This is a genomic window from Chryseobacterium sp. 3008163, from assembly GCF_003669035.1.
GTDB lineage: Bacteria > Bacteroidota > Bacteroidia > Flavobacteriales > Weeksellaceae > Chryseobacterium.
In genome coordinates this window covers 318,829-342,387 of sequence record NZ_CP033070.1, presented here as the reverse complement: position 1 = coordinate 342,387, position 23,559 = coordinate 318,829, and the positions used below count along the sequence as shown (strand labels likewise).

At 35.6% G+C, this 23,559-nt stretch carries 26 protein-coding genes and 1 pseudogene; all 27 read left to right on the top strand.

Annotated elements, in window-relative coordinates:
• Window positions 1-638 precede the first annotated feature (638 nt).
• The 27 genes and pseudogenes from EAG08_RS01415 to EAG08_RS01300 all read left to right on the top strand — a co-directional run bounded on the left by EAG08_RS01415 (window position 639) and on the right by EAG08_RS01300 (window position 23,501).
• Complete coding sequence (locus tag EAG08_RS01415) at window positions 639-1,694, top strand: MFS transporter (RefSeq protein ID WP_129533894.1); 1,056 nt, start codon at window positions 639-641, stop codon at window positions 1,692-1,694.
• Between the two features lie 12 nt (window positions 1,695-1,706).
• Window positions 1,707-3,938 carry a molybdopterin oxidoreductase family protein gene (locus EAG08_RS01410; RefSeq protein WP_072408786.1) on the top strand — a complete coding sequence of 744 codons (2,232 nt, stop codon included), beginning with the start codon at window positions 1,707-1,709 and terminating at the stop codon, window positions 3,936-3,938.
• A gap of 13 nt (window positions 3,939-3,951) precedes the next feature.
• Window positions 3,952-4,527, top strand: coding sequence for a 4Fe-4S dicluster domain-containing protein (locus tag EAG08_RS01405; RefSeq protein WP_072408788.1), 576 nt, complete (start codon window positions 3,952-3,954; stop codon window positions 4,525-4,527).
• A gap of 10 nt (window positions 4,528-4,537) precedes the next feature.
• A complete protein-coding gene (locus EAG08_RS01400) occupies window positions 4,538-5,065 on the top strand; it encodes a ubiquinol-cytochrome c reductase iron-sulfur subunit (RefSeq protein ID WP_072408790.1) in 528 nt (175 codons plus the stop codon).
• 260 nt (window positions 5,066-5,325) lie between these two features.
• Entirely contained in the window at window positions 5,326-5,610 is a 285-nt protein-coding gene (locus EAG08_RS01395) for a DUF6755 family protein (RefSeq protein WP_072408792.1), read from the top strand.
• Window positions 5,594-6,592, top strand: coding sequence for a GTP 3',8-cyclase MoaA (moaA, locus tag EAG08_RS01390; protein ID WP_072408794.1), 999 nt, complete (start codon window positions 5,594-5,596; stop codon window positions 6,590-6,592). Before EAG08_RS01395 ends, moaA begins: the two co-directional genes overlap by 17 nt.
• Window positions 6,593-6,667: 75 nt before the next feature.
• The gene (locus EAG08_RS01385; protein ID WP_129533893.1) at window positions 6,668-8,023 is read left to right on the top strand and encodes a T9SS type A sorting domain-containing protein; all 1,356 of its coding nucleotides are present in this window, start codon (window positions 6,668-6,670) and stop codon (window positions 8,021-8,023) included.
• A gap of 88 nt (window positions 8,024-8,111) precedes the next feature.
• Entirely contained in the window at window positions 8,112-8,711 is a 600-nt protein-coding gene (locus tag EAG08_RS01380) for a molybdopterin-dependent oxidoreductase (RefSeq protein WP_072408916.1), read from the top strand.
• Between the two features lie 62 nt (window positions 8,712-8,773).
• Window positions 8,774-9,970, top strand: coding sequence for a molybdopterin molybdotransferase MoeA (locus EAG08_RS01375; protein WP_079466016.1), 1,197 nt, complete (start codon window positions 8,774-8,776; stop codon window positions 9,968-9,970).
• Window positions 9,958-10,281 (top strand): winged helix-turn-helix domain-containing protein, encoded by a 324-nt coding sequence (locus EAG08_RS01370; RefSeq protein ID WP_072408800.1) that lies wholly within the window; start codon window positions 9,958-9,960, stop codon window positions 10,279-10,281. The genes EAG08_RS01375 and EAG08_RS01370 overlap by 13 nt, the downstream gene beginning before the upstream one ends.
• Window positions 10,271-10,690 carry a molybdenum cofactor guanylyltransferase gene (locus EAG08_RS01365; protein WP_129533892.1) on the top strand — a complete coding sequence of 140 codons (420 nt, stop codon included), beginning with the start codon at window positions 10,271-10,273 and terminating at the stop codon, window positions 10,688-10,690. The genes EAG08_RS01370 and EAG08_RS01365 overlap by 11 nt, the downstream gene beginning before the upstream one ends.
• A gap of 29 nt (window positions 10,691-10,719) precedes the next feature.
• Window positions 10,720-10,851, top strand: a complete 132-nt coding sequence (locus tag EAG08_RS22530; RefSeq protein WP_262696781.1) for a hypothetical protein — start codon at window positions 10,720-10,722, stop codon at window positions 10,849-10,851.
• Between the two features lie 2 nt (window positions 10,852-10,853).
• Complete coding sequence (locus EAG08_RS21670) at window positions 10,854-11,981, top strand: TonB-dependent receptor plug domain-containing protein (protein ID WP_228446710.1); 1,128 nt, start codon at window positions 10,854-10,856, stop codon at window positions 11,979-11,981.
• 87 nt (window positions 11,982-12,068) lie between these two features.
• On the top strand, window positions 12,069-12,917 hold the full coding sequence (locus EAG08_RS21665; protein ID WP_228446709.1) for a TonB-dependent receptor domain-containing protein: 849 nt from the start codon (window positions 12,069-12,071) through the stop codon (window positions 12,915-12,917).
• An 11-nt stretch (window positions 12,918-12,928) separates the two neighbouring features.
• Window positions 12,929-13,162, top strand: a complete 234-nt coding sequence (locus EAG08_RS01355) for a MoaD/ThiS family protein (RefSeq protein WP_072408803.1) — start codon at window positions 12,929-12,931, stop codon at window positions 13,160-13,162.
• Between the two features lie 12 nt (window positions 13,163-13,174).
• Window positions 13,175-13,327, top strand: a complete 153-nt coding sequence (locus EAG08_RS23045; protein WP_228446916.1) for a hypothetical protein — start codon at window positions 13,175-13,177, stop codon at window positions 13,325-13,327.
• Window positions 13,261-14,256 carry a ThiF family adenylyltransferase gene (locus tag EAG08_RS01350; protein ID WP_410493347.1) on the top strand — a complete coding sequence of 332 codons (996 nt, stop codon included), beginning with the start codon at window positions 13,261-13,263 and terminating at the stop codon, window positions 14,254-14,256. The genes EAG08_RS23045 and EAG08_RS01350 overlap by 67 nt, the downstream gene beginning before the upstream one ends.
• Before the next feature lie 4 nt (window positions 14,257-14,260).
• Complete coding sequence (locus tag EAG08_RS01345) at window positions 14,261-14,689, top strand: molybdenum cofactor biosynthesis protein MoaE (RefSeq protein ID WP_129533890.1); 429 nt, start codon at window positions 14,261-14,263, stop codon at window positions 14,687-14,689.
• A gap of 11 nt (window positions 14,690-14,700) precedes the next feature.
• Window positions 14,701-15,606, top strand: coding sequence for a bifunctional molybdenum cofactor biosynthesis protein MoaC/MoaB (gene moaCB / locus EAG08_RS01340; protein ID WP_072408809.1), 906 nt, complete (start codon window positions 14,701-14,703; stop codon window positions 15,604-15,606).
• A gap of 162 nt (window positions 15,607-15,768) precedes the next feature.
• Window positions 15,769-16,725 (top strand): DUF438 domain-containing protein, encoded by a 957-nt coding sequence (locus tag EAG08_RS01335; protein WP_072408811.1) that lies wholly within the window; start codon window positions 15,769-15,771, stop codon window positions 16,723-16,725.
• A 79-nt stretch (window positions 16,726-16,804) separates the two neighbouring features.
• Window positions 16,805-17,236 (top strand): RrF2 family transcriptional regulator, encoded by a 432-nt coding sequence (locus tag EAG08_RS01330; RefSeq protein ID WP_072408812.1) that lies wholly within the window; start codon window positions 16,805-16,807, stop codon window positions 17,234-17,236.
• A gap of 132 nt (window positions 17,237-17,368) precedes the next feature.
• The gene (gene nirK, locus EAG08_RS01325; protein WP_129533889.1) at window positions 17,369-18,403 is read left to right on the top strand and encodes a copper-containing nitrite reductase; all 1,035 of its coding nucleotides are present in this window, start codon (window positions 17,369-17,371) and stop codon (window positions 18,401-18,403) included.
• 169 nt (window positions 18,404-18,572) lie between these two features.
• Window positions 18,573-19,274, top strand: coding sequence for a formylglycine-generating enzyme family protein (locus tag EAG08_RS01320; RefSeq protein WP_129533888.1), 702 nt, complete (start codon window positions 18,573-18,575; stop codon window positions 19,272-19,274).
• Window positions 19,275-19,277: 3 nt separating this feature from the next.
• A complete protein-coding gene (locus EAG08_RS01315) occupies window positions 19,278-19,832 on the top strand; it encodes an SCO family protein (protein WP_317126299.1) in 555 nt (184 codons plus the stop codon).
• A gap of 27 nt (window positions 19,833-19,859) precedes the next feature.
• Window positions 19,860-20,273, top strand: a complete 414-nt coding sequence (locus EAG08_RS01310) for a c-type cytochrome (protein ID WP_072408819.1) — start codon at window positions 19,860-19,862, stop codon at window positions 20,271-20,273.
• 244 nt (window positions 20,274-20,517) lie between these two features.
• Window positions 20,518-21,242 (top strand): annotated as a pseudogene (ric, locus tag EAG08_RS01305) (iron-sulfur cluster repair di-iron protein).
• A gap of 12 nt (window positions 21,243-21,254) precedes the next feature.
• Window positions 21,255-23,501, top strand: a complete 2,247-nt coding sequence (locus tag EAG08_RS01300; RefSeq protein ID WP_072408822.1) for a nitric-oxide reductase large subunit — start codon at window positions 21,255-21,257, stop codon at window positions 23,499-23,501.
• Window positions 23,502-23,559 lie beyond the last annotated feature (58 nt).

Here is a 23,559-nt window from a genome sequence, read left to right as displayed (position 1 = left end):
ATTCTAAATATTATTTTTCTACAGATGTAGTATGCATTACAATTTCGGCGAGAGTTGATTTTATTTATTTGTAATAAAAAAATTTCATTCCATTCAAAGCAAAATAATACAATATATTTCCACCGTTTTTTTTCTTCAATAATGTTTCATTAATTTACTTTTAACATCTATACAAATTAATAATTGATTGATGATAGTTTCGCAATTTCATTTAAATCTTCTACAAAAGTGTTCGAAAATTGTACCTCTGGGTCACAAATGCCATTTAAAGCCAAACAGCGCTTGATAATAATAAGTTATCAGGCGTTTACTTTTTTAATTCATACATCTCTTCATTCAAAATTTTAAAAAATCGTCAAAAATATCAACACTTCAGTAGTTGATATAATGTGAATGTATCTTCAGTTCTAATTTGATTTTAAAAAAAAATCTTTAATTCTTTCAATATGATGTAAATCATGTTATTTGTAATTATTTGATTATCAAATTAATGATTTGTATTATTTAAAACTTATTGCTTTAGAATAATTTTAAATAAGATGTTTTTATCTTATTTAAGGATGTATTACTGTATCTTTGTTAAAGAAAAAATAAGTCGTCATCGATTATTAATAAGGTTTTACTTAAAATTCTTAGCTATGTTCAGCATTTTTACTAACATCAACAAAAAAGCATTTATCAATGCAATAATAGCAACGTTTGTAGTAATTGCAATTACCATATTAGGTTCAGTCAATTTGCAAAATTTCGATGCTGCGCTAATTATTTATTTCTTCGGAACTATCAGTATGACGTTTGGTGTGGTTTATCACCATTCTGTTTGGAAGCAGCGTCCTGCGACACAGAAATATTGGAAACGTACCTGGGAATTCATTTTTAGCAAAGATTATCCGGTGTATATGAAAGAGGTCATTCGGCTTTCTGTTCGTAATATTTTATTCCAAAAATTTATTGTACCGAGAGGAAGGATGCGCTGGCTTGGACATTTTCTTTTAGCTACCGGATGTTTAATTTCTTTTGGAGTTACTTTCGGGCTTACATTTGGTTGGCTGCACTTTACGCTTAAACCTGGAACTATTGATATCTACGAAACACATATGATGGGAGTAACGGTGATGACTTTTCCATTAGATACCTTTATTGCAGTTTTTTTTTTCCACATTTTGGTCTGGACTGCGATTATGGTTATCGTAGGTTGTTTGATAATGATGCATAGAAGATTTATTGATGAAGGTTTAATAGCAACACAATGGTTTGAAAGAGATTGGCTTCCGTTGATTTTACTCGTTGCAGTTTCAGTTACAGGATTAGGAATTTGGTTTGATTATACTTATCTCGAAGGTAAAATGAGCCAGTTTATGGCAATTATTCACGCAATTACTGTTGCGATGTTTCTGATGTGGATTCCTTTCGGAAAATTCTTTCACATTTTTCAAAGACCTGCACAAGTGGGTGCAAACATCTATAAAATAGAAGGAAGACGTCGCGGAATGCAGATTTGTCCGCATACAGGAGATGAATATACTACTTCAATGCACATAGAAGATTTAAAAGAAATCACCCAAGAAATAGGTTTCAATCTAGAAAATGAAGAAGGAAAAAGTTATCTAGATTACAGCCCCGAAGGAAAAAGAGCAATGCTTGCAAAAGCGCATCTTAAAGCAAGACAAGAATCAGGAAATTATTTTGGTTAAAATAAAATAGAAATGGCAAAATTACCCGTAACAGCCGACGAAATCATTAATGTATTCGGACCCCACAAGCATTACCCAAACAAGGGAACAGTGAGATCAAATCCTCAAAATCCCGATGCTTTGGTGAAAACACACTGCTGTTTTTGTGGTTTACAATGTGGAATTCAATTAAAAGTGAAAGACAAAAAAGTTGTAGGTTTCGAACCATGGAATGATTTCCCTTTTAATGAAGGAAGACTGTGCCCAAAAGGTGTGCAACGATATATGCAGGATAACCATCCGGATCGTTTACTTTCACCATACAAAAGGGTAGAAGGTAAAGGTTTTGTTCCGATTGAGTGGGACGAAGCATATGATGTTGTCATCAAAGAAATCAGAAGAATTCAGGAAAAATATGGTAAAAATTCTTTCGCAATGTTGTCCGGTGTTTCTCTTACGAATGAGAAAAGTTATATGGTCGGGAAATTTGCCAGAGTTGCCCTGAAAACCGCAAATCTCGATTATAACGGTCGTCTTTGTATGGTAAGTGCAGGTGCGGGAAATAAAAAAGCATTCGGGATGGATCGATCATCCAACAGTTGGGCAGACTTGGCGCATGCCGAAGTCATCATCATTACCGGAGCTAATGTGAGCGAATGTTTTCCTGTTTTAACACATAAAATTTGGGAAGCAAGAGACAATGGAGCCAAACTCATTGTCATTGATCCGCGTCAGATCCCAATTGCGAGAACTGCCGATATTCATTTGCCGTTAAGACCGGGAACAGATTCTGCTTTAACGAATACAATGTTGAAAGTTTTAATTGATAACAATTGGCTGGATAACGATTTCATTAATAATTATACTTCAGGATTTGAAGAAACTGCGGAAGCTGTACAAGAGTGTACTTTGGAATGGGGCGAAGAAGTAACCGGAATTCCGAAAGAATTGATTTTTAAAGCGGCAGAAATGTGGGGGAAAGCAAAAACCAGTTTCCTGATGCATGCTCGTGGAATAGAACATCATTCTAAGGGTGTTCAGAATGTTTCAAGCTGTATTAATTTGGTGTTAGCAACCGGAAGAATAGGAAAGCCTTATTGTGGTTACGGAACAATTACCGGACAAGGAAACGGACAAGGTGGACGAGAACACGGACACAAATGCGACCAACTTCCCGGAAACAGAGATATCGAAAATCCTGAACACCGAAAATTTGTGGCCAATGTCTGGGGAATCAAAGAAGAAGATATGCCAGGAAAGGGTTTAAGTGCTTACGAAATTATCGAAGCAATCAACCGAGGCGAAATCAAAGGTTTGTTGTCGATTTGTTTCAATCCCTTAGTTTCATTACCAAATAATAGCAACGTTCGTGCAGCCTTAGAAAAACTGGAATTTTATGCCGGAATTGATTTCTTTTTGTCCGAAACTTTACGTCACGCCAACATTATTCTCGCAGGTTCTTTACAGGAAGAGGAAGAAGGAACTACAACTTCTGCGGAAGGTCGTGTTATCAGAATCAGAGCAGTTGTAGACCCACCCGGAAAAGCAAAACGGGATAGCGAGATCTTAATGGAATTAGCCAGAAGATTAGGTGAAGGCGATAAATTCAATTATAAAAACAGTGAAGAAACTTTTAATGAATTAAGAGTTGCATCCAGAGGAAGCGCCGCAGATTATTACGGCATTACCTACGAAAGAGTAGAAAAAAATCTCGGGATTTTCTGGCCTTGTCCAACCGAAAATCACCCCGGAACACCAAGGCTTTGGGAAGATAAGGTTTTCAATACCAATGATAAAAAGGCACATTTCAACCCGACTCCTTACAAAAAACCAACCGAAGAGCCGGACGAAGAATATCCGATTGTGTTGACAACAGGAAGAGTGGTAAGTCAGTATTTAAGCGGTTCTCAAACAAGAAGAATCGGGAAGTTGGTTGACCTTTATCCTGAACCTTTATTGGAAATTCATCCAAAATTGGCAGCAAAATACGGTATCGAAGAAAATGATTTAATTAAAGTTTCTACAAGACGCGGAAGTGCATTATTTCCTGCAAACGTCGTGGAGACCATTAGACAAGATACTGTTTTCATTCCTTATCATTGGGGTGGTGTAAACTCAGCAAATCAATTAACCATTGATGCTTTAGATCCGGTTTCAAAAATTCCTGAATTTAAAGTTTGCGCTTGTAAAGTTGAAAAAACCGGAAGAAAAAAAGGCGAACATTCAGAAGAGTTTGCCAACCAAAGTAGAGATATTCAATATTAAATTTTAAAAAATTATGGCGGAACAATTTGAAAAATTTAATGACATGGAGTTTTTTGTGGATATGCAACGATGTATCGGCTGTCACTCATGTGAGATGGCGTGTGCAGAATGTGAAACTAACGGAGAAACCTCGATGATTCATATTCATTATGTAGACAGAGCAGAAACAATTCAAACCACGGTTCAGGTCTGTATGCACTGCGAAGATCCTATTTGCGCCAATGTTTGTCCGGCAGACGCAATTACAAAAGACGAGTACGGAATCGTGCACACTGCAGATACTTCAAAATGCATCGGTTGTGCGAATTGCGTGATTGGATGCCCGTTCGGAGTTCCGCAAATTCCTGATGAAAGTGCGATGTTGATGATGAAATGCAATATGTGTTACGACAGAACAAGTGTGGGACTGAAACCAATGTGTGCAACCGTTTGTCCGAGTGGCGCGTTAACTTTCGATACAAGAGATAATGTTGCGAAAAAAAGGCCAAACAGTACTCCGGTCAACCGTTTTATTTTTGGAAAAGAAATAGTGAATACCAAAGTGAATATTATGATGCCAAAAGGCAGCGAAGAATTAAAAGTTTTTTAAACCTACAACAATGTCAGAAGATAATAAAAAAATCCCCGCCTGGAAAGCTGATTTTCCTATAAAAAAACGAGAAGCAGCCTATGTGTCTCGCAAAGAATTTATTAAACTAATCACCTTTTTTTCAGGTACTTTAGCATTGGCGAACGTGGCGGTTCCGGTGTTTAATCATTTTAGAAAAGAAGAAACTATTGGTGAATATTTTGTAGGATTAACCACTGATTTGGAAGTCGGAGGAATGCGAACTTTCTACATCAATGAGAATCATAGGGTTCCCTATATGCTCATTCGTCTCGCAGAAGATAAATGGAAAGTTTTTGAGCAGAAATGTACTCATTTATCGTGTTCTGTTTTGTACAATCATCAAGAAAAAATAATAGAATGTCCTTGTCACCACGGTTTTTTCAATCCAGACGATGGTTCTGTGATTCAAGGTCCGCCGCCAAGACCGCTTCCACAATTAACGGTTGTGATAAAAGAAGATAAAATTTACGTGACAGATTTCGCTAAAGAAACTAAAGAAACTCACGGTCACGGTTAGAACGATAATTATTTGGGCAACTATTCCGTCTTCCGCTCCCAATCTTTTTGCCAAGGCTTTTCCCAACGCAAAAAAGGATTTCCGCTCAAGCCGGGTTGCAACAATTCACTGTTGAAAATTACAGAGAAATCAAGTAAAAATCGATGTAAACGGACTTTTACCCGTTTTTGAAGACTATAATAAACACTGGTTTTAGACAAAAAATAAGTTTGGCCTAAAGCCCATCGTAATTGAAATAAAATTATTAAAACTGAAAAGAAATGTCTGTACGAAAGAAACCTATAAAAAAAGTAACCTTCCGCGTCAACGAAATGTTGGTTGCCATCATTAGTATTTACATTTTGCTGGTCAGTTTACAGATGTGGCTTTTGTTTGGAACTATCAATAAAGCGTTAGACAAAGAGCATATTGATTTTGCTTGGTATTCGGCAATTGGCTCAGTGGTTATTTTTATGTGTACAATTTTCTTTCTGAGATATGTACCCGATATTCCGACAGGGCAAATCAAAAATTCAAAAACAGAAAACGATGACAAATCCTACTGATTTACTCGATTCTTTCGGGAGAAAACATGATTATCTCCGGCTTTCGATTACTGACAGCTGTAATTTTCGTTGCCTGTATTGTATGCCCGATGAGCCGTTCAAAAGTACGCCTTCAATTGAGTTGATGAATAGTCAGGAAATTTATGAGCTTGCTAGAGTTTTCGTTCAAAAATTCAATATCAATAAAATCAGAATTACGGGTGGCGAACCTTTGGTAAGAAGTGATCTTGAAACAATTATTCGCCAGATGTCTACCTTAAATGCAAGGATTGGAATCACCACAAATGGCGTTTTGCTTCACAAATATTTTGATTTATTTGAAGAATGTGGCGTGAAAAATCTTAACATCAGTATCGATTCTCTCGACCGCGAAAAATTCAAATACATCACGAAAAGAGATTTGTTTCAAACGGTTTGGGACAATATCAAAGAAAGTATTAAAAGAGGATTTAATGTAAAATTGAATGTTGTCATGATGCGAGGTTTCAATGAAGACGAAATTCCAGAATTCATCGCACTTTCGCATCATTATCCGATAGAGTTGAGGTTTATAGAATTTATGCCTTTTACCGGAAATTCCTGGGAGAAAAATAAAGTGATTCCGATTTCGGAAATGCTGAGTTTAGTTTCCAAACACTTCACTTATGAAAAAGTAAAAGACCATAAAAATGATACTTCCAGAAAATATAGGATCAACTCAGAAAGCAAAGGGGTTTTCGGATTGATTTCTACAATGAGCAACTCATTTTGCGCAGGTTGTAACCGAATTCGTATCACATCTGACGGGAAAATGAAAAACTGTCTTTTCGGAGCTGATGAATTTGATTTGCTGAAATCTTTAAGAAATAATGAAGATCTAAAACAACTCATCCAATTCGGAATCCTCAAAAAACACAAGGAAAAGGGTGGACAGTTTTCTAAAATGGAAAATATACAGAACAATGAAATTGTCAATAGAAGTATGATAAAAATAGGAGGTTGATTTTTATTTGGCCACCGATAGGATAAAAAAACATAACGGCAGGTTTTACTATAAACTAACAAAAAATTTTATTATATGAAACAATTAATGCTATGCGCTTTGGCTATAGCGGGGCTGGCTTATGGCCAAACACCAGCAATTGAGTGGCAGAAATTTTATGGTGGAACGAAAGATGATGACGTAATCAGTATTAGGCAGACTTCGGATGGAGGGTATATATTTATAGGAGATTCTGATTCTAATAACGGTGATTTAACATCCAATAATGGGAAAAAAGATTTTTGGGTTGTAAAGAGCAATCCCTTAGGAGCTATACAGTGGCAAAGATCACTCGGAGGAAGTCAGGACGAAGAAGCACATTCAATCAGACAAACGGCTGATGGAGGATACATTATTGCCGGTGAAACAAATTCAAATGACGGAGATGTCACAGGAAATCACGGAGGGACAGATGCCTGGATTGTAAAGTTGAATCAAAATGGAGATTTGGTCTGGCAAAAAACGTATGGAGGATCCAATAGCGATTCCGCCAATTTTATTGAACCTACTGGAGATGGAGGGTACATTGTTGCAGGGGACTCGAATTCTAACAATGGAGATTTAACTCAAAATAAAGGAAGTTATGATGCATGGGTTTTTAAAATTTCTTCAGACGGAACTTTAGAATGGCAGAAAAATTACGGAGGAACGGCATATGAAGGAGCAGAATATATTCAAAATACTTCAGATGGAGGATATATCGTAGCAGCTACAACTACCTCAAACAATGGTGATTTGACTTCTAATCATGGTGATTTTGATTATTGGTTTATCAAGCTTAATTCAGCTGGAAATATAGAATGGCAAAAATCTTTGGGTGGAACAAATTCCGATTATGGGCGTTTTTCACAACCTACTTTAGATGGAGGATACATTGTTGCAGGTTATTCTAACTCAAATAACGGAAATGTAAGCGGAAATAATGGTGGATTTGATTGTTGGATTGCAAAGCTGAATGAAACAGGAACCATTGAATGGCAAAAATCACTGGGAGGAATGGGTTATGACTGGGGGAGAAGTTTAACGGAAACAGAAGATGGAGGTTTTGTAATTGCTTTAGGTTCAAAGTCGACGAATATTTCCGCAGGAACACACCACGGAAATAACGATGTCCTACTCATCAAATTAGAAAGAAATGGTTCATTGTCAACGTCAGAAACAAGCTTGAAAAAAGATTCAACTGTGGCTCCAAATCCTTCAAACGGTTACTTTACGATTAATCATCTTTTTAATAACAGCAGCTTAGAAGTTTACTCATTAACAGGAAAACTTATACAAAAAGTTAAAAATATATCTGGAAAATCTTATTCAATTGATATTTCTAATCAACCGACCGGAGCATACATTATTAGAATTGATAATTTAATTACACTAAAACTGATTAAAAAATAAAGTTCTTACCGGATAATTAATCTATAAGCCAATACAAACTTCAAAAAGCATAATGCTTTTCAGAAATAAAATCTTTAAACAATTACCAATGAAAAAATTAACAAAGCTAATCGCTGTTGCGATGATTGCAATCACAACACTGCAATGCAAAAAATCTGAAACTGTTGTAACCGAAAATCAACCACGAACCTCACAAAATAGTTCTGAAAAAGAAAATCACAAACACGACGAAAAAGATGACTTAAAATACATTTCAAAAGAAGTAAAAGTGACTGGAGATGTTGTAAATCAATTGACATTAACAGTCGATTCTTTAAAAAAAATGAATGTGAAAGAACTGAATGACATGAAAATCGTTTGTCAATCTGGGATTACGAAAGACGACATTAAAACAACAAAAGGAGTTCTTCTGACAGATATTTTAGAGAAAGCAAAAATCGCACAACAGGAGCATAAAGACCGAAATTTTTACATTGTTGCAAGAGCATCGGATGATTACAAAGCGACATTTTCCTGGGCAGAGTTATTCAATAGTCCGACAGGTGAAAAGGTGTACGTATTATTTGAACAAAACGGTCAGCCTCTTAAAGAAAAAGGAGAAATGATTGTGGTAAGTCTTAACGATACCAAAACCGGCCCACGACACGTAAAGTGGCTGAAAAACATTGAAGTAAACCGAGTGAAATAGGAGAGATTAATAAGAAACAATTTTATACCTTCAATTTTTAAACTTTCAAAAACATCTGCAAAATGAAATATTTCATCCCTGTTTCCGATGCTAAAAGAATAATCGAAACACAAATTTATCGTACAGAGAAAATAACAGTTTCACTATTAGAAGCTCAAGGTTTTTATACCTCAGAACCTATTTTGGCAACTTTAGATGTTCCTTCTTTTGATAACTCTGCGATGGATGGTTACGGATTTCGATTTGAAGATTTAGCAGATTTTTCAGAATTAAAAGTTAAACATATCATTCCTGCCGGAGTATCAAAAAATAGTTTTGAGCTTGCTCGGGGAGAGGCTGTACGTATTTTCACAGGTGCAAAAATTCCTGAAGGTGTTGATACCGTAATTATGCAGGAAAAAACGATAAGGATTGAAGACCAAATTCAATTTAATTGTAATGAAATTTTAAAAGGAGAAAACATCCGTTTGAAAGGTTCTCAAACTCAAGTAGGAACAAAAATAATAGATGAAAATACATTTGTCAATCACGCGGTTATAGGTTTTTTAGCAGGATTTGGAATTGACAGAATTGATGTTTACAGAAAATTAAAAATAGGACTACTCTATACAGGAGATGAATTGGTGGAAATAGGGAAACCTCTTCTGGATGGGGAAATCTACAATTCTAATACGTACACGCTTCAATCAGCTTTGGCTGAAATTAATCATCAGTTGTCATTCATCAATCATGTCGAAGATACGGAAGAAGCTACTTTTTCTGCCATAAAAAATGGTTTTGAAATGGTGGATGTTTTACTAATTACAGGGGGAATTTCTGTAGGAGATTATGATTATGTGAAACCTGCTTTAGAAAAATCAGGCGTTTCAGAATTATTCTATAAAATCAAGCAAAAGCCAGGAAAACCTCTGTATTTCGGTAAGTTAAACAAGAAAATTGTTTTTGCATTGCCCGGTAACCCGGCTTCTGTTTTTTCCTGCTATCATCAATATGTAAAACCCTTTTTACTAGGTTGTTTCGGGCGGAAAGATTTTAATGAAGAACAAGATTTTGCCATTTCAGAATCTTTTGCAAAGAAAAAAAGCAAAGACCAGACGCAGTTTTTGAAAGCCTTCTATTCTAAAGGTCGTGTGCAAATTCTCAACGCACAAGAATCTTATAAAATGGATTCTGTTGCACAGACCAATTGTCTGGTAGAGTTTCCTGAAAATGCAACTGAAATTAATATAGGAGAGAAAGTTACAATATGGAAAGTCTGAAAATCAAAGGCAGAATATGGATTGAAACCGAATCCGGATTAAAGATTGGAATTGGAAGAGCCCGGCTTTTACAGCAAATCAATGATTTGGGTTCTATCACAGAAGCGGCAAAAGTTTTAAAAATTCCTTACCGAAAAGCGTGGGGAATTGTAAAAGATATTAATTCCAATTCTTCCAAAGAAATCGTCATTAAGGAAGTGGGCGGAAAAACAGGTGGGAAAAGTTCACTTACAGATTATGGGAAACTGATAGTGGAAAAGTTCAAAACAGCAGAAGAATGTTTTATCAAATTTTCTCAGGATGAAATCTAAAATCAAAATGAAAGCAGTCATTTTAGCAGGAGGCAAAAGCTCCAGAATGGGACAAGACAAGGCCTCGATGGTGTTGGGTGAAAAATATGTAATACAGCATGTTATTGATAATTTATCTTCTGTTTTTGAAGAGGTTTTTATATCAGGAAATCATACAGATTATCCAAATTCGAAGGGTATTATTACAGATATTACAATACAAAAAGGTCCGATGGGGGGTATTCACTCCGCCTTAGAATTCTGCCGGGAAGATATTTTTGTCTGCAGTTGCGATATGCCCTTCGTTTCTTCAGGTTTAATTCAAGATTTTCTTCAAAAAAGGTTGAAAATAAAATTAATGTGGTGCGTCATGGCGAAAAAATATATCCGGTTTTGGGTATTTATCCTCTGGCGGTACTCGGTACTCTAGAAGAAACAATTAAAAATGAAAATCTCAGAATGACCAGCTTCCTTCAGCAACAAAACGCTCATTATATTGATTATGATGATGGTTTTGAAACTCAACTTTTAAATATAAATACGCCGGAAAACTTCCGTGCTGCAGAAATTATAATCAATAAAAATTTATAAAAATGAAAAAGAACTATGTAGTGGCAGGAGCAATTCTGCTTTCAGTAAATATGTTAGCACAAGAACAACCAAAGGTAGATTCCTTAAAGAATTATTATGAAATTCAGGAAGTGAATATCTTTGGAAAAGATAAAAATGAAGGTCCTATTCACAAGGTGGATGTACAATTAATTCAGGATTTTAATAAAACGAACGTCGTAGATGCGGTCAATCTTTTGCCCGGAGTTAGCATCACACAAATGGGTGCAAGAAATGAAGGAAGTATTTTAGTAAGAGGGTTCAATTCACTCAGAACACCTGTTTTTTTTGATGGTATTCCTATTTATACACCTTATGACGGTAATTTTGACTTAAGCAGATTTACAACTTTTGATATTCATAGTATTTCTGTAGAAAAAAGTTTGGTTTCAGTACAGTATGGACCCAATACGATGGGTGGAGCAGTGAATATCGTATCCAGAAAACCTGTAAAAGCTTTAGATATCGATGGGCAGTCAGGCGTTGGTTTTGCAGACGGAACGGGAGTGAATTCTTATTTTACGGCACTCAACATCGGAACAAGACAAGATAAATATTATATCATGGGTTCTGCTTCTTTATTGAAAGTTGATAATTATCTGATTTCAAGAAAATTTGACGGAACACCGTTGCAGCCTTCATTAGAAAGAGTGAATTCCGAATCTATGGATGTCAGGCTCAGTGCAAAATTCGGTTATACGCCAAACAAAACGGACGAATATTCATTCAGCATCATTTCCCAAAATGCAGATAAAGACATCGCTCCCAATGCATTGAAAGCAGGAAACAGCAACTGGAGAAATTACCCGACGTACGATAAGAGAAGCATGTATTTGAAAACAAGAACTTTGGTTGCCAATAAAACCTTTTTAAATTTTACCGGATATTATGATACCTATTACAATAAAATGAAGCAATATGATGACGATCAGTATACTTTGCTCAACAAAAATTCTTCATTTTCAAGCGTCTATGACGATTATTCATTAGGTGGAATTTTAAATTTAACGACCGAAGCGATTAAAAATAATGTTATTACACTTTCTGTTAATAATAAGTTTGATTCTCATAAAGAACATAACGAGGAAATTTTAGCCAATACCTCTACCTGACAAAAATTTAAAGAAGGTGAACCTGAGCAAAATTATAGGGATAATACTTTTTATGTTGGTGTGGAGGATGTCGTGACAATTAATTCATTGATAAAAGCCGTAGTGGGAGCTTCTTACAATTCAAGAAATAATATCAAGGCTCAGGAATACGGAACTCACTTTGAAACAGGAGAAAAAAATGTACTGTATGATTTTCCAAAAGGTTCAGATCACGCTTTCGATTACAAAGGAGGAATTATTGTGGAACCTGTAAAGAATCATTTAATCACACTTTCAGCTTCCAAAAGATCAAGATTTGCCTCTCAGAAAGAAAGATATTCAAGCCGATTCGGAAGTCAGGTTCCCAATCCGGATTTGAAATCAGAATACACCTGGGCTTATGATATCACCTATTCTGCAAAGTTGGGAAACAAATTCAACTATGAAGTTTCAGGTTTCATCAATAATGTGAAAGATGCCATTTTTGCCAGAACAGTCGGCGCTTTAGACAACGGAAACCCCGTCAGTCAAAATGTGAATATCGGCAAAGCCGTTTTCCAGGGTTATGAACTGGCGTTCGGATATATGCCGATTAAAAATATGACTTTAGGAGCTAACTACAGCTATATCGATATGAAAGATAAAACGGAAGGTAGTAACGAAAAATTTACCGACGTTCCGAATCATAAATTAATGGCTTATACTAAATTGGAAGTACCAAAATTACGCTCTACACTTAATGTAAATATGGAATTTTATGGAAAAAGATACACAACAAGTACAGGAGATCAGGCACCCGAATTTACGTTGGTTAATGCTAAATTATCGGTAAACATTGTGAAAGGAGTCAACTTTGATTTTGGTGTCAGAAATTTATTGGACAGAGATTATTATTTGTCTTATGGCTATCCTAAAGAAGGAAGATCTTTTATAACTGCATTGCGATATCATTTTTAAAATTTAAATTAATGAAACTTAAAATATTTGGAAAACTCACGGATATCTTTACAACGGATGAATATAATTTTTCTTTAGAAAACATAAAATCCATTGCTGAACTGAAATTGATGCTTGAAAAAGAATTCCCCAAACTAAAAGAAACGACTTATTTGGTCGCCGTTAACGGAACTAAAGCAGAAAATACTCAAGCAATCTCTAATGTATCTGAAATAGCTTTATTGCCTCCATATTCAGGTGGTTAAAATTTAAACATAATGAATTTAAATCGATACAACAGGCAGATTATATTACCGGATTTCGGAGTTTCTGCACAGGAAAAATCGCCCATTCATCTGTATTGGTGGTCGGCGCAGGTGGATTGGGATGCCCGGTTCTCCAGATATTGGTGTCTACGGGCGTTGGGGTAGTAGGTATAGTAGATTTTGATACAATAGAATTAGAAAACCTTCATCGCCAGTCTTTGTACAGAGAGCAAGATGTAGGATTACCCAAAGTTATTACCGCGGTAGAACATCTAAGTAAAATTAATTCTGAAATTGAGATTATTGCATTTCAGGAAATGATAACGGGTAAAAATGTTTTGTCGATGATCCATAATTTTGATGTAGTGGTAGATTGCACAGACAATTTTGCAACAAGATATTTGTTGAATGACGCTTGCTATCTGATGAAAAAACCTTTGGTCTATGCCTCTATTTTTCAGAATGAAGGTCAGGTTTCGGTTTTTAATGTGGAAAAGGAAAATCAAATCACCAATTATCGGGATCTTTTCCCGGTTCCACCCAATCAGAATGAAGTTCCGAACTGTAATGAAGCCGGAGTTTTGCCTGCGCATTCGGCGGTTATCGGTACTTTTCAGGCAAATGAAGTTATCAAATTATTGATTGACTCTCCCGAAACTCTGATTCACCAATTATTGGTTTTCAACACGAAGAATTATGAGTCAATGAAAATCAATTTTAAGGAAAGTACGGAAAAATCAGGACCGAAAACGATTCAAGAATTTCTGAACTTTAATTATAATGAATTTTGTAACAGTTTTGATAATAGCATAAAATCACATCAGGAATTGATATCGTTTTTAAATCAAAACAACAGTATTTTGATAGATGTAAGGGAAAGCGATGAACAACCTAAAATTGCATTAGCAAAGACTTTAGAAATTCCGTTAAGTTCACTGGAACAAAATCTGAACAAACTAAATTGTTACACATCCATCTGTTTTGTCTGTGCTTCAGGAGCTCGAAGCCAAAAAGCATTAAAACTGTTAAAAAGTCACTTTCCTGATAAAGAAATAAAGCATCTTAAATCAGGGATAAAATCAATTCAACAATGAAAAAATTAAAAATATTTTTATCGAAGGCCCTATAAATCCTGCTTTTGTTGCGGAAAGCATCACTAAGCATACAGTAAAAACTGCTATTGGAGGACATAGTATTTTTCTCGGTCAGATCCGTGAAGATTTAATTGACGATAAAAAAGTAGAAGCAATTGATTTCACCACATATCATGAAATGGCCTTAGAAAAAGCTGGAGAAATTCGCGAAGATATCATTACAAAATATGAATTGACTTGCGCACATATTTACCATTCTCTGGGCAAAATCAAAGTTGGCGAAATATGTCTTTTCGTCTTCACTTCAGCCCCACATCGCAAGGAAGCCATTCGTGCCTGCGATGAAATGGTTGATAGGATCAAGAAAGAAGTTCCTTTATGGGGGAAAGAAATATGGGAAGATAATACTCACACTTGGAAAGAAAATAAATAATTAAAAATAAAATGGTTAATATTACTCACAAAAATAGTACTCTCAGAAAAGCTTTAGCCGAAGCTGTACTGAGCGTTAGTTCACAAGATACAATTGATGCAATAGTTAACAACAAAGTTCCTAAAGGCAATGTTTTTGAAATGTCAAAAACAGCAGGATTATTTGCAGCAAAAAAAACAAGTGACATGATTCCTGATTGTCATCCGCTTCCGATAGAATATACTTCCATACAGTTTGAAATTAGAGATCTTGATATTTATATTACTTCAGAGATTCACACGATTTATAAAACGGGTGTGGAAGTAGAGGCAATGCACTCGGCATCCGTTGTAGCGCTTACAATGTACGATATGCTGAAGCCAATCGATAAAAACATTGAAATCAGAAATATCAGACTCATTGAGAAAAAGGGCGGAAAATCTGATATCAAAGATTCGGGAGAAGGTATCGATGCTTCTGTAATTGTTTGTTCCGACAGTATTTTTGCAGGAAAAAAAGAAGATAAAGCAGGGAAAGCAATTATTTCATCTTTAGAAAAGAATAATGTAAAGACAAATGATTATGTAATTATTCCTGATGAAGTTTTAGAAATTCAAAATAAAATAAAGTCTGATATTGAAAATGGGATTGACCTAATAATGATTACAGGCGGAACCGGACTTTCAAAAAGAGACGTTACACCAGAAGCAGTTCGTCCGCTTTTAGACAGAGAAATTCCCGGAATTGCCGAAGCAATCAGAAGCTACGGGCAATTGCGAACTCCTTATTCTATGCTTTCCAGAAGTCTTGCCGGAATGATTGGCGATACGTTGATTATTGCACTTCCCGGCTCTACAAAAGGTGCGGAAGAATCTATGGATGCCATCTTCCCTGGAATTTTACATATCTATAAAATTTTGAACGGAGGAAAACATTAAAGTAAACTGATATTTATCAGAATAATAAAATACTAAAAAGTCTTTTATTTGGAATTCAAACCTTAAATTTGTCATTATCTAAATAGTAAAAAAGGAAAGTCAAAGGTTTTTCTTTAAAATTAAAAGATAAAAAGATATTAATATTTTATTTAAAATTTAAAAATGGTCAAAGAACAATTTAAAGCAGGTCATCCCGTTCATACCTATTTGGTTGAAGAGGAGTTAATCATCACTCTGTTGGAAGAGTTAATTAATACAAATCCGAACGAAGAGTTTCAGAAATTTTATAACCTTTTCAATCATTTAGCAACTGTAGAAAGAAGGTTTGAGCGAAAAGAAAATCAGTTGTTTCCCTTTTTAGAACAAAAGGGCTGGACAGGGCCTTCAAGAAATATGTGGTCTTTTCATGATACGATTCGGGATATTTTCAGAATAATCAGAAAAAATATTGACGATAAAGATTTAGATTCTGCTAAACAAAATATAGAATATGCGGGTCAGAATCTGAAAAACCTGATGGAAGTTGAAAAAAGAGTACTGTTCCCCAATGCGATGGATATTCTCTCAGATGAGGAATGGATAAAAATGCGTGAAGGTGAAAACGAAATAGGCTGGATGCTGAATGAATCACCTGCAAAATATCCTGATGAAGTACAATATGTTCATCCCTCCGAAGATACCACTTTGAGAACAGAGGTTGTTTTTGATGAAAATGCATCACATTTTGATGAAGGATATATGACGGTAGAGCAGGTAAATCTGTTGTTCAGAACTTTGCCATTAGATCTAACGTATGTAGATGAAAACGATCGTGTAATTTTCTATAACCGTGGAGAAGAGCGTGTTTTTCCCAGAAGTGCTGGTATTATAGGAAGGGAAGTTCGTTTTTGCCATCCTCCGAAAAGTGTTGATACGGTACTGAAAATTTTAGAAGCTTTCAGAAAAGGTGAACAAAATGAAGCTTCGTTTTGGTTTAATTACCGAGATAAACTGATTTATGTTAGATATTTTGCAGTCCGTGATTCGGAAAAAAATTATCGTGGCGTAATTGAGATGTCGCAGGATATTTCTGAGACAAAAAAAATTGAAGGGGAGCGAAGACTTTTGGAATGGGAATGATAATTATCATTTAAAATAAAATACTAAATTGTCTTTTATTTCAAAATAGATTTTTATCTTTGTATTATAAAAATAGCAAATGTTTTCTAAAACCTGTGAATACGCCATTCGAGCTTTGATATTTATCGCACAGAAGTCTAAGGACGGAAGTAGGGTGGGGATTAAAGATATTTCATCAGGGATAGATTCTCCGGAATATTTTATTGCTAAAATATTACAGGATCTCAGCAGAAAGGGCTTTGTACAATCAGCAAAAGGACCCAACGGAGGTTTTTACATGGAAGGAAAAGATCTTGAACAGTCTGTAGCTGATATCGTGAGAGAAATAGATGGAGATAAACTCTTTTCGGGTTGTGGTCTCGGTCTTAAAGAATGTTCGGAAGATCATCCTTGTCCTATTCATAATGATTTTAAGCATATTCGCCAGAAAATAAAAGATATGCTGGAAAATTCTAAAATCGAAATGTTTGTTAAAAATCTAGATTTGAAATTGACTTTTCTAAAAAAATAAACCACTTAAATAATTAAAAAGATAATAATTTTGAATATAAAAACTATCAAATAATAAAATACTTTAAGGTATTTATATATTATTTAAATTTAATTATTTTAAAACATGAGAATCTTTGTAAATCTATACAAAATGAGAAAATCACTCTTAGTAACAGCTGTTTTGTCTGCATTCATTAGTTTGAATTCCTGCAAACAAAACGAATCTGCTTCATCTGAAAACAAGCAAGATGCAGAACAGATCAAAACTGACGGAACTACCGAAGAACACAAGTTTGCAGTAGCACCTAATGTTCCCTTACCCATTGGTAACCGTGCTGCAAAAAAAGTTATCGTCAGACTTGAAACCATTGAAAAAGTGGGCGAACTTGCAGATGGAACGCAATATAATTTTTGGACGTTCAACGGAACAGTTCCCGGAAGTTTCATCAGAGCAAGAGTGGGAGATGACATTGAACTTCATCTTAAAAATAACGAAAATTCAACCTTTCCTCACAATATAGATTTACATGCGGTAAACGGCCCCGGAGGTGGAGCAGAAGCAACTTTTGTTGCGCCAGGAAAAGAATCCGTGTTTACTTTTAAAGCAACCAATCCGGGGTTATACGTTTACCATTGTGCAACTGCACCTGTAGGAATGCATATTGCCAACGGAATGTATGGTTTGATTTTAATTGAACCGGAAGGTGGACTGCCAAAAGTGGACAAAGAATTCTACATTATGCAGGGTGATTTCTACACCAAAGGTAAATTTGGAGACAAAGGTCTTCAGGAATTTGATATGGATAAAGCTATTGCCGAACATCCTGATTATATTGTATTCAATGGTAATACAGGTGCCCTGTTAGGTGCAAATGAGCTTCAGGCCAAGGTAAGTGAAACCGTAAGATTCTATGTTGGAAATGGTGGACCAAATATGACATCATCATTCCATGTTATTGGTGAAATTTTCGATAAAGTATACATAGAAGGTGGAAGTAAAATTAATGAGAATGTACAAACAACGGTAATTCCTCCGGGCGGAGCTTCAATCGTAGAGTTTAAAGCGACAGTTCCCGGCGAGTATGTGATTGTGGATCATGCGATTTTCAGAGCCTTTAATAAAGGTGCTTTAGGTAAAATTAAAATCACCGGAGCTGAAAATCCTGCGGTTTACAAAAAAAACTAAAATTACTTAAGGTTACATTGAGGATCTAAAATATAGAAATAATGAGAATTGTGGTGAGTATGTTTTTTGCAATTGCCGTAACCCTGTTTTCTTGTTCCAGACATTCTAATATGCATGAAAAATCTCCGGATGTTCATAGCCATTTAAAATATGTCTCCAACTCAAAAAAATGGTAAGAATTGACGGAGGTGTCTATGAAGCTTTTATAGGTAAAGATTCAGGAAGAACTGTAAAAGTAGAAACCTTTTATCTGGACGACAGCCCGGTTACCAATGCAGACTATCTCAGATTTCTTAAAGCAAATCCTCAATGGACCAAAAGTAAAGTAAAACGTCTTTATGCAGACAGCTCATATCTTCAACATTGGAAAAGTGATTACGAAATACCCGAAAATCTAAGTCCGGATGCACCAGTTACAAATGTTTCCTGGTACGCAGCTAAAGAGTATGCAAGAAGTGTTGGTAAAAGATTACCTACAATTGACGAATGGGAATTTACAGCATTGGCAGATCGTAATTCAAAAAATGCTTCTAAGAAACCTGAGTTTACGGACTATATTTTAAAATCATATCAGAAAAAGGATAAAAATAAGCAAGTTATCAAACAAGATTTACCTAATTATTATGGTGTTTATGATATGTATGGAATGGTTTGGGAATGGACATTTGATTTTAATTCTGTAATGATGAGCGGAGAATCCCGCAAGGATAATACGACAAACGAATCTCTTTTCTGTGCAGGTGCTGCCATCACTTCTAGTGATCTTAGAAATTATGCCGGATTCGTGAGATATGCACTCAGAGGGAGCCTTAAAGCTGATTATTGTCTTAATAACTTAGGATTCAGATGTGCAAAAAATTTAAATAAATAAAAAATGAAACGGTTACTATATCTTTTGTTTGCATTTTCAATTTTGTCGTGCAGCAAAAAAGAAGAGATTATAAGTCCCGACTCGATTTACAACGTGGGGTCAGTATGGGAAAAACAGGATGGAAGTAAAATTTCCTTTATAGATCTTAAAGGGAAAGTAATTGTAACGACAATGATTTTTACCTCATGTAAAACTGCTTGTCCGAGGCTGACTGCGGAAATGAAAAAAATAGCAAAAGAAGTTGGAAAAGTAGATCCTGATAATATCGAATATTTATTGATTTCTATTGACCCTAAAACAGATACTCCTGAAGTTATGAAGGCTTATCTAAAAACCCATCAGCTTGATGAAAAAGAATGGATGTTTATCCGCAGCAACGAAAACGATACAAGGGAAATTGCCAATATTATGGCCGTGAAGTATAAAGAGATTTCTCCTATTGAATTTTCGCACTCCAATATTATTAGTGTGTATTCAAAAAAGGTACACTGGCTTACCAGAAAGAAGGCCTTGATAACAATATTCAACGCACTGCAAAAGAAATTAAAAAGCAACTAGAGTTATAAATTATAAAAAAATTGAAAAATGAAAAAGGTAGTATTAGGTGCAGTTTTATCAGCACTCACAATGATCTCATGCTCAGATAAAAAGCCAACAGAAACAGCGGTAGAATCTAATGTAATGCTTGAAGAGCCTAAGACAATAGATTCTGCAGCAATGGCATCTAAATCTGAAACATTAACACCCGAAGCCGAAGGAAAAGAGTTGTTAGAAGGAATGGATTGTCTGTCATGTCATAAAGTAGACGCTAAATTGGTTGGTCCATCATATCAGGATGTTGCAGCAAAATATACAGAAGCTGATATTGATATGCTTGCGCAGAAAATCATTGATGGCGGAAAAGGAAACTGGGGAGATATCCCAATGACACCTCACTCAGGAATGAGTAAAGAAAATGCTCAGAAGATGGTAAAATATATTCTTTCTTTAAAAAAATAGATAAATATTTATATAATATTTGGAAGTTAAAACAGCTGAACCTGTTTTGATCTCACTTTTCTCTCTGGCATTACGAATCCATGTTTTTTACTTGCTGAATTTTTAATTATCGTAATGCCATGAAAGAGAGTGGCTTTTGAAATAATTGAGTTACAGTTTTTATTTTAAAAATCTGTAATTGAAACAAAGCAATAGTGCAAAACAAAAAATTTTAAAATAATAAAAGATAAAAAAGTATTAAATTATGAATACACAGACAGACTTTATAGGAGACATTGTAGCAGAAGATTTTAGAACTGCTGCGATATTCAAAAATATGGCATCGATTTTTGTTGTAAAGGAGGTAGAACGATAGAAGAAGCGTGTGGTCCGAGAAATTTAGATAGTGATCAAATTTATTCAGACATAGAAAATCTTCCGAAGACTGATGGTAATTCTATTGATTTCAACAGTTGGCCATTAGATCTTTTAGCAGATTACGTAGAAAAAACGCATCACCGCTATGTGGAAGAAAAAACACCTGTTTTGCAACAATTTTTGGATAAGTTATGTAAAGTTCATGGTGCCCTGCATCCTGAGTTATTCGAGATCAGGGATCTGTTTTTTGCATCTGCACAGGATTTGGCTTCACACATGAAAAAAGAAGAGTTAATGCTTTTCCCATTTATTAAAAATATGGTTAGAGCGCAAATAGAAGGAATGGCAATTCCGCAACCTCCATTTGGATCGGTAGAAAACCCTGTAAATATGATGAAGCACGAGCATACTGTTGAAGGAGAGCGATTAAGAAAAATTGCAGAACTTACAGATGAATATACACCTCCTGCAGATGCTTGTAATACCTATAAAGTAACATTTGCAATGCTTCAGGATTTTGAAAATGATCTTCATAAACATATTCATTTAGAAAATAATATTCTCTTTCCAAAAGCGATTCAATTAGAAAAAGAATTTTCAGTAGAACACTAAATTGAGAAGATTATGACAACTAAAAAGTTATGGACCTGGCTTGCTGCCGTTATTATCGGATCATTTGCCGTTTTGATTTACTACGGTGTAGATATTTACAGGAAAATCCCTCCGGTTCCCGATAAAGTTGTTACAGCTGATGGAACAGTTATGGCAACAGGGCAAGATATAAAAGATGGTCAAAATGTTTGGCAGTCGATCGGTGGACAGACTGTTGGGAGTATTTGGGGGCACGGAGCCTATATTGCACCCGATTGGAGCGCAGATTACCTTCATCGCGAATCTCTGCTTTTATTAGATGAATTGGCAAAAAAAGACGGGAAAACTTATAAAGATCTTCCCGATGATGAGCAGGCAAGATATAAGGTACTTCTGAAAAGAGAAATCCGAAAAAACACTTTAGATGAGGCAACTCAGACGATTGTAATTTCTCCTGAAAGAGCTAAAGTACAGGCAGAATTAGCAGAATATTATGCTAAGATATTTATGAATGATGCGGAGATGAATCAGCTTCGTGACCATTATGCCATTCCTAAAAATACAGTGAAAACTGAGGAGAGGATGGCAAAAATGAATGCTTTTTTCTCTTGGGCAGCCTGGGTTTGTATCACAGATCGTCCCGGAGACACAGGAATTACATACACCAACAATTGGCCTCATGATGAACTGATAGGAAATATTCCTCCACCATCGCTGCATTTGTGGTCTGGATTCAGTGTATTAATGTTATTAGGTTGCGTTGGGTTGTTGGTTTTCTATCACGCTAAAAATAAAGAAGAAGAGATCAGTGAAATGCTTCCATTGGAAGATCCTTTGAGAAGTATGAAACCTACAGCCTCGATGCGTGCAACTTTAAAATACATTTGGGTTGTTGCTTTATTGATTTTAGTGCAAATGTTTGCAGGTGTCATCACAGCGCATTACGGAGTTGAAGGAAGTGGGTTCTATGGTTTTCCGCTCGATGAGTTTTTACCGCAGTCAATTTCGAGAAGCTGGCATGTGCAATTAGCTATTTTCTGGATTGCAACTTCTTGGTTAGCGACAGGATTATACATCGCTCCTGCAGTTTCAGGATACGAGCCAAAATATCAGGTTTTGGGTGTCAATATTTTGTTTGGAGCCCTATTGATCGTAGTTTTTGGCTCATTAGCCGGACAATGGTTAGGCGTGATGCAAAAGTTGGGCTATGTAGATAATTTCCTTTGGGGACATTCTGGTTATGAGTATGTAGAATTGGGAAGAATTTGGCAGATCTTATTGTTAGTGGGATTAATTCTTTGGTTAATTTTAATGGTAAGAGCTCTTTTACCAGCATTGAAAAAGAAAGATGGCGACAGACATTTATTATTACTCTTTACACTTTCCGCAGTGGCAATCGCATTATTTTATGGTGCAGGATTGATGTATGGAAGACAAACCCACATGGCAATTGCAGAATATTGGAGATGGTGGGTGGTTCATCTTTGGGTAGAAGGATTCTTTGAAGTATTTGCAACCGTTGTAGCTGCGTTTTTATTTACGAGATTAGGATTACTAAGATTAAAAGCAGCAACTCACGCAGTATTATTTTCTACAATTATTTTCCTTGCCGGAGGTATTTTGGGGACGTTCCACCATTTATATTTCAGTGCAACACCAACAGCAGTTCTGGCTTTGGGAGCAACATTTAGTGCACTCGAAATTGTTCCGTTGGTTTTAATAGGATTTGAAGCGTATCAAAATTACCAAATTAGTAAATCTACCAAATGGATCAAAGCGTATAAGTGGCCAATTTACTGTTTCATTGCAATGTGTTTCTGGAATTTCTTAGGAGCAGGTATTTTCGGATTTGCCATTAATCCACCGATAGCATTGTACTATATTCAAGGGCTTAATACCACTGCAGTTCACGGCCATGCTGCACTATTTGGAGTGTATGGAATCCTGGGAATTGGTTTGATGATGTTTATGTTGAGAGGATTGTATCCGGACAGAGAATGGAATGATAAACTGATCGGTTGGGCTTTTTGGTTAACTAATATCGGATTATTGGTGATGGTAACCATCAGTTTGCTGCCGATAGGAATTATGCAATCTGTAGCCTCAATTAAAGAAGGGTATTGGTATGCACGTTCCGCCGAATTTATGCAAACCGATATGATGCATACATTGAGATGGCTACGTGTTCCGGGTGATATTTTATTGGCAATAGGAGAAATGCTGTTAGTAATTTTCATTATCGGACTGAAAACCGGCTGGTCTTTAAAAGATAAAAGATAATCAATTATTTAATCCTGAGAACTGCCACTTTTGTAGTGGTGGTTCTTTTAAATTTTAA

Coding starts and splice junctions, on each gene's coding strand:
- EAG08_RS01400 (WP_072408790.1), top strand. CDS start 4,538: ATGTCAGAAGATAATAAAAAAATCCCCGCCTGGAAAGCTGATTTTCCT.
- moaCB (WP_072408809.1), top strand. CDS start 14,701: ATGGTTAATATTACTCACAAAAATAGTACTCTCAGAAAAGCTTTAGCC.
- EAG08_RS01310 (WP_072408819.1), top strand. CDS start 19,860: ATGAAAAAGGTAGTATTAGGTGCAGTTTTATCAGCACTCACAATGATC.
- EAG08_RS01410 (WP_072408786.1), top strand. CDS start 1,707: ATGGCAAAATTACCCGTAACAGCCGACGAAATCATTAATGTATTCGGA.
- EAG08_RS01380 (WP_072408916.1), top strand. CDS start 8,112: ATGAAAAAATTAACAAAGCTAATCGCTGTTGCGATGATTGCAATCACA.
- EAG08_RS01370 (WP_072408800.1), top strand. CDS start 9,958: ATGGAAAGTCTGAAAATCAAAGGCAGAATATGGATTGAAACCGAATCC.
- EAG08_RS01315 (WP_317126299.1), top strand. CDS start 19,278: ATGAAACGGTTACTATATCTTTTGTTTGCATTTTCAATTTTGTCGTGC.
- nirK (WP_129533889.1), top strand. CDS start 17,369: ATGAGAAAATCACTCTTAGTAACAGCTGTTTTGTCTGCATTCATTAGT.
- EAG08_RS23045 (WP_228446916.1), top strand. CDS start 13,175: ATGAATTTAAATCGATACAACAGGCAGATTATATTACCGGATTTCGGA.
- EAG08_RS01355 (WP_072408803.1), top strand. CDS start 12,929: ATGAAACTTAAAATATTTGGAAAACTCACGGATATCTTTACAACGGAT.
- EAG08_RS01385 (WP_129533893.1), top strand. CDS start 6,668: ATGAAACAATTAATGCTATGCGCTTTGGCTATAGCGGGGCTGGCTTAT.
- EAG08_RS01375 (WP_079466016.1), top strand. CDS start 8,774: ATGAAATATTTCATCCCTGTTTCCGATGCTAAAAGAATAATCGAAACA.
- EAG08_RS01415 (WP_129533894.1), top strand. CDS start 639: ATGTTCAGCATTTTTACTAACATCAACAAAAAAGCATTTATCAATGCA.
- EAG08_RS01300 (WP_072408822.1), top strand. CDS start 21,255: ATGACAACTAAAAAGTTATGGACCTGGCTTGCTGCCGTTATTATCGGA.
- EAG08_RS22530 (WP_262696781.1), top strand. CDS start 10,720: ATGACCAGCTTCCTTCAGCAACAAAACGCTCATTATATTGATTATGAT.
- EAG08_RS01320 (WP_129533888.1), top strand. CDS start 18,573: ATGGTAAGAATTGACGGAGGTGTCTATGAAGCTTTTATAGGTAAAGAT.
- EAG08_RS01395 (WP_072408792.1), top strand. CDS start 5,326: ATGTCTGTACGAAAGAAACCTATAAAAAAAGTAACCTTCCGCGTCAAC.
- EAG08_RS01405 (WP_072408788.1), top strand. CDS start 3,952: ATGGCGGAACAATTTGAAAAATTTAATGACATGGAGTTTTTTGTGGAT.
- EAG08_RS21670 (WP_228446710.1), top strand. CDS start 10,854: ATGAAAAAGAACTATGTAGTGGCAGGAGCAATTCTGCTTTCAGTAAAT.
- EAG08_RS01365 (WP_129533892.1), top strand. CDS start 10,271: ATGAAATCTAAAATCAAAATGAAAGCAGTCATTTTAGCAGGAGGCAAA.
- moaA (WP_072408794.1), top strand. CDS start 5,594: ATGACAAATCCTACTGATTTACTCGATTCTTTCGGGAGAAAACATGAT.
- EAG08_RS01335 (WP_072408811.1), top strand. CDS start 15,769: ATGGTCAAAGAACAATTTAAAGCAGGTCATCCCGTTCATACCTATTTG.
- EAG08_RS01330 (WP_072408812.1), top strand. CDS start 16,805: ATGTTTTCTAAAACCTGTGAATACGCCATTCGAGCTTTGATATTTATC.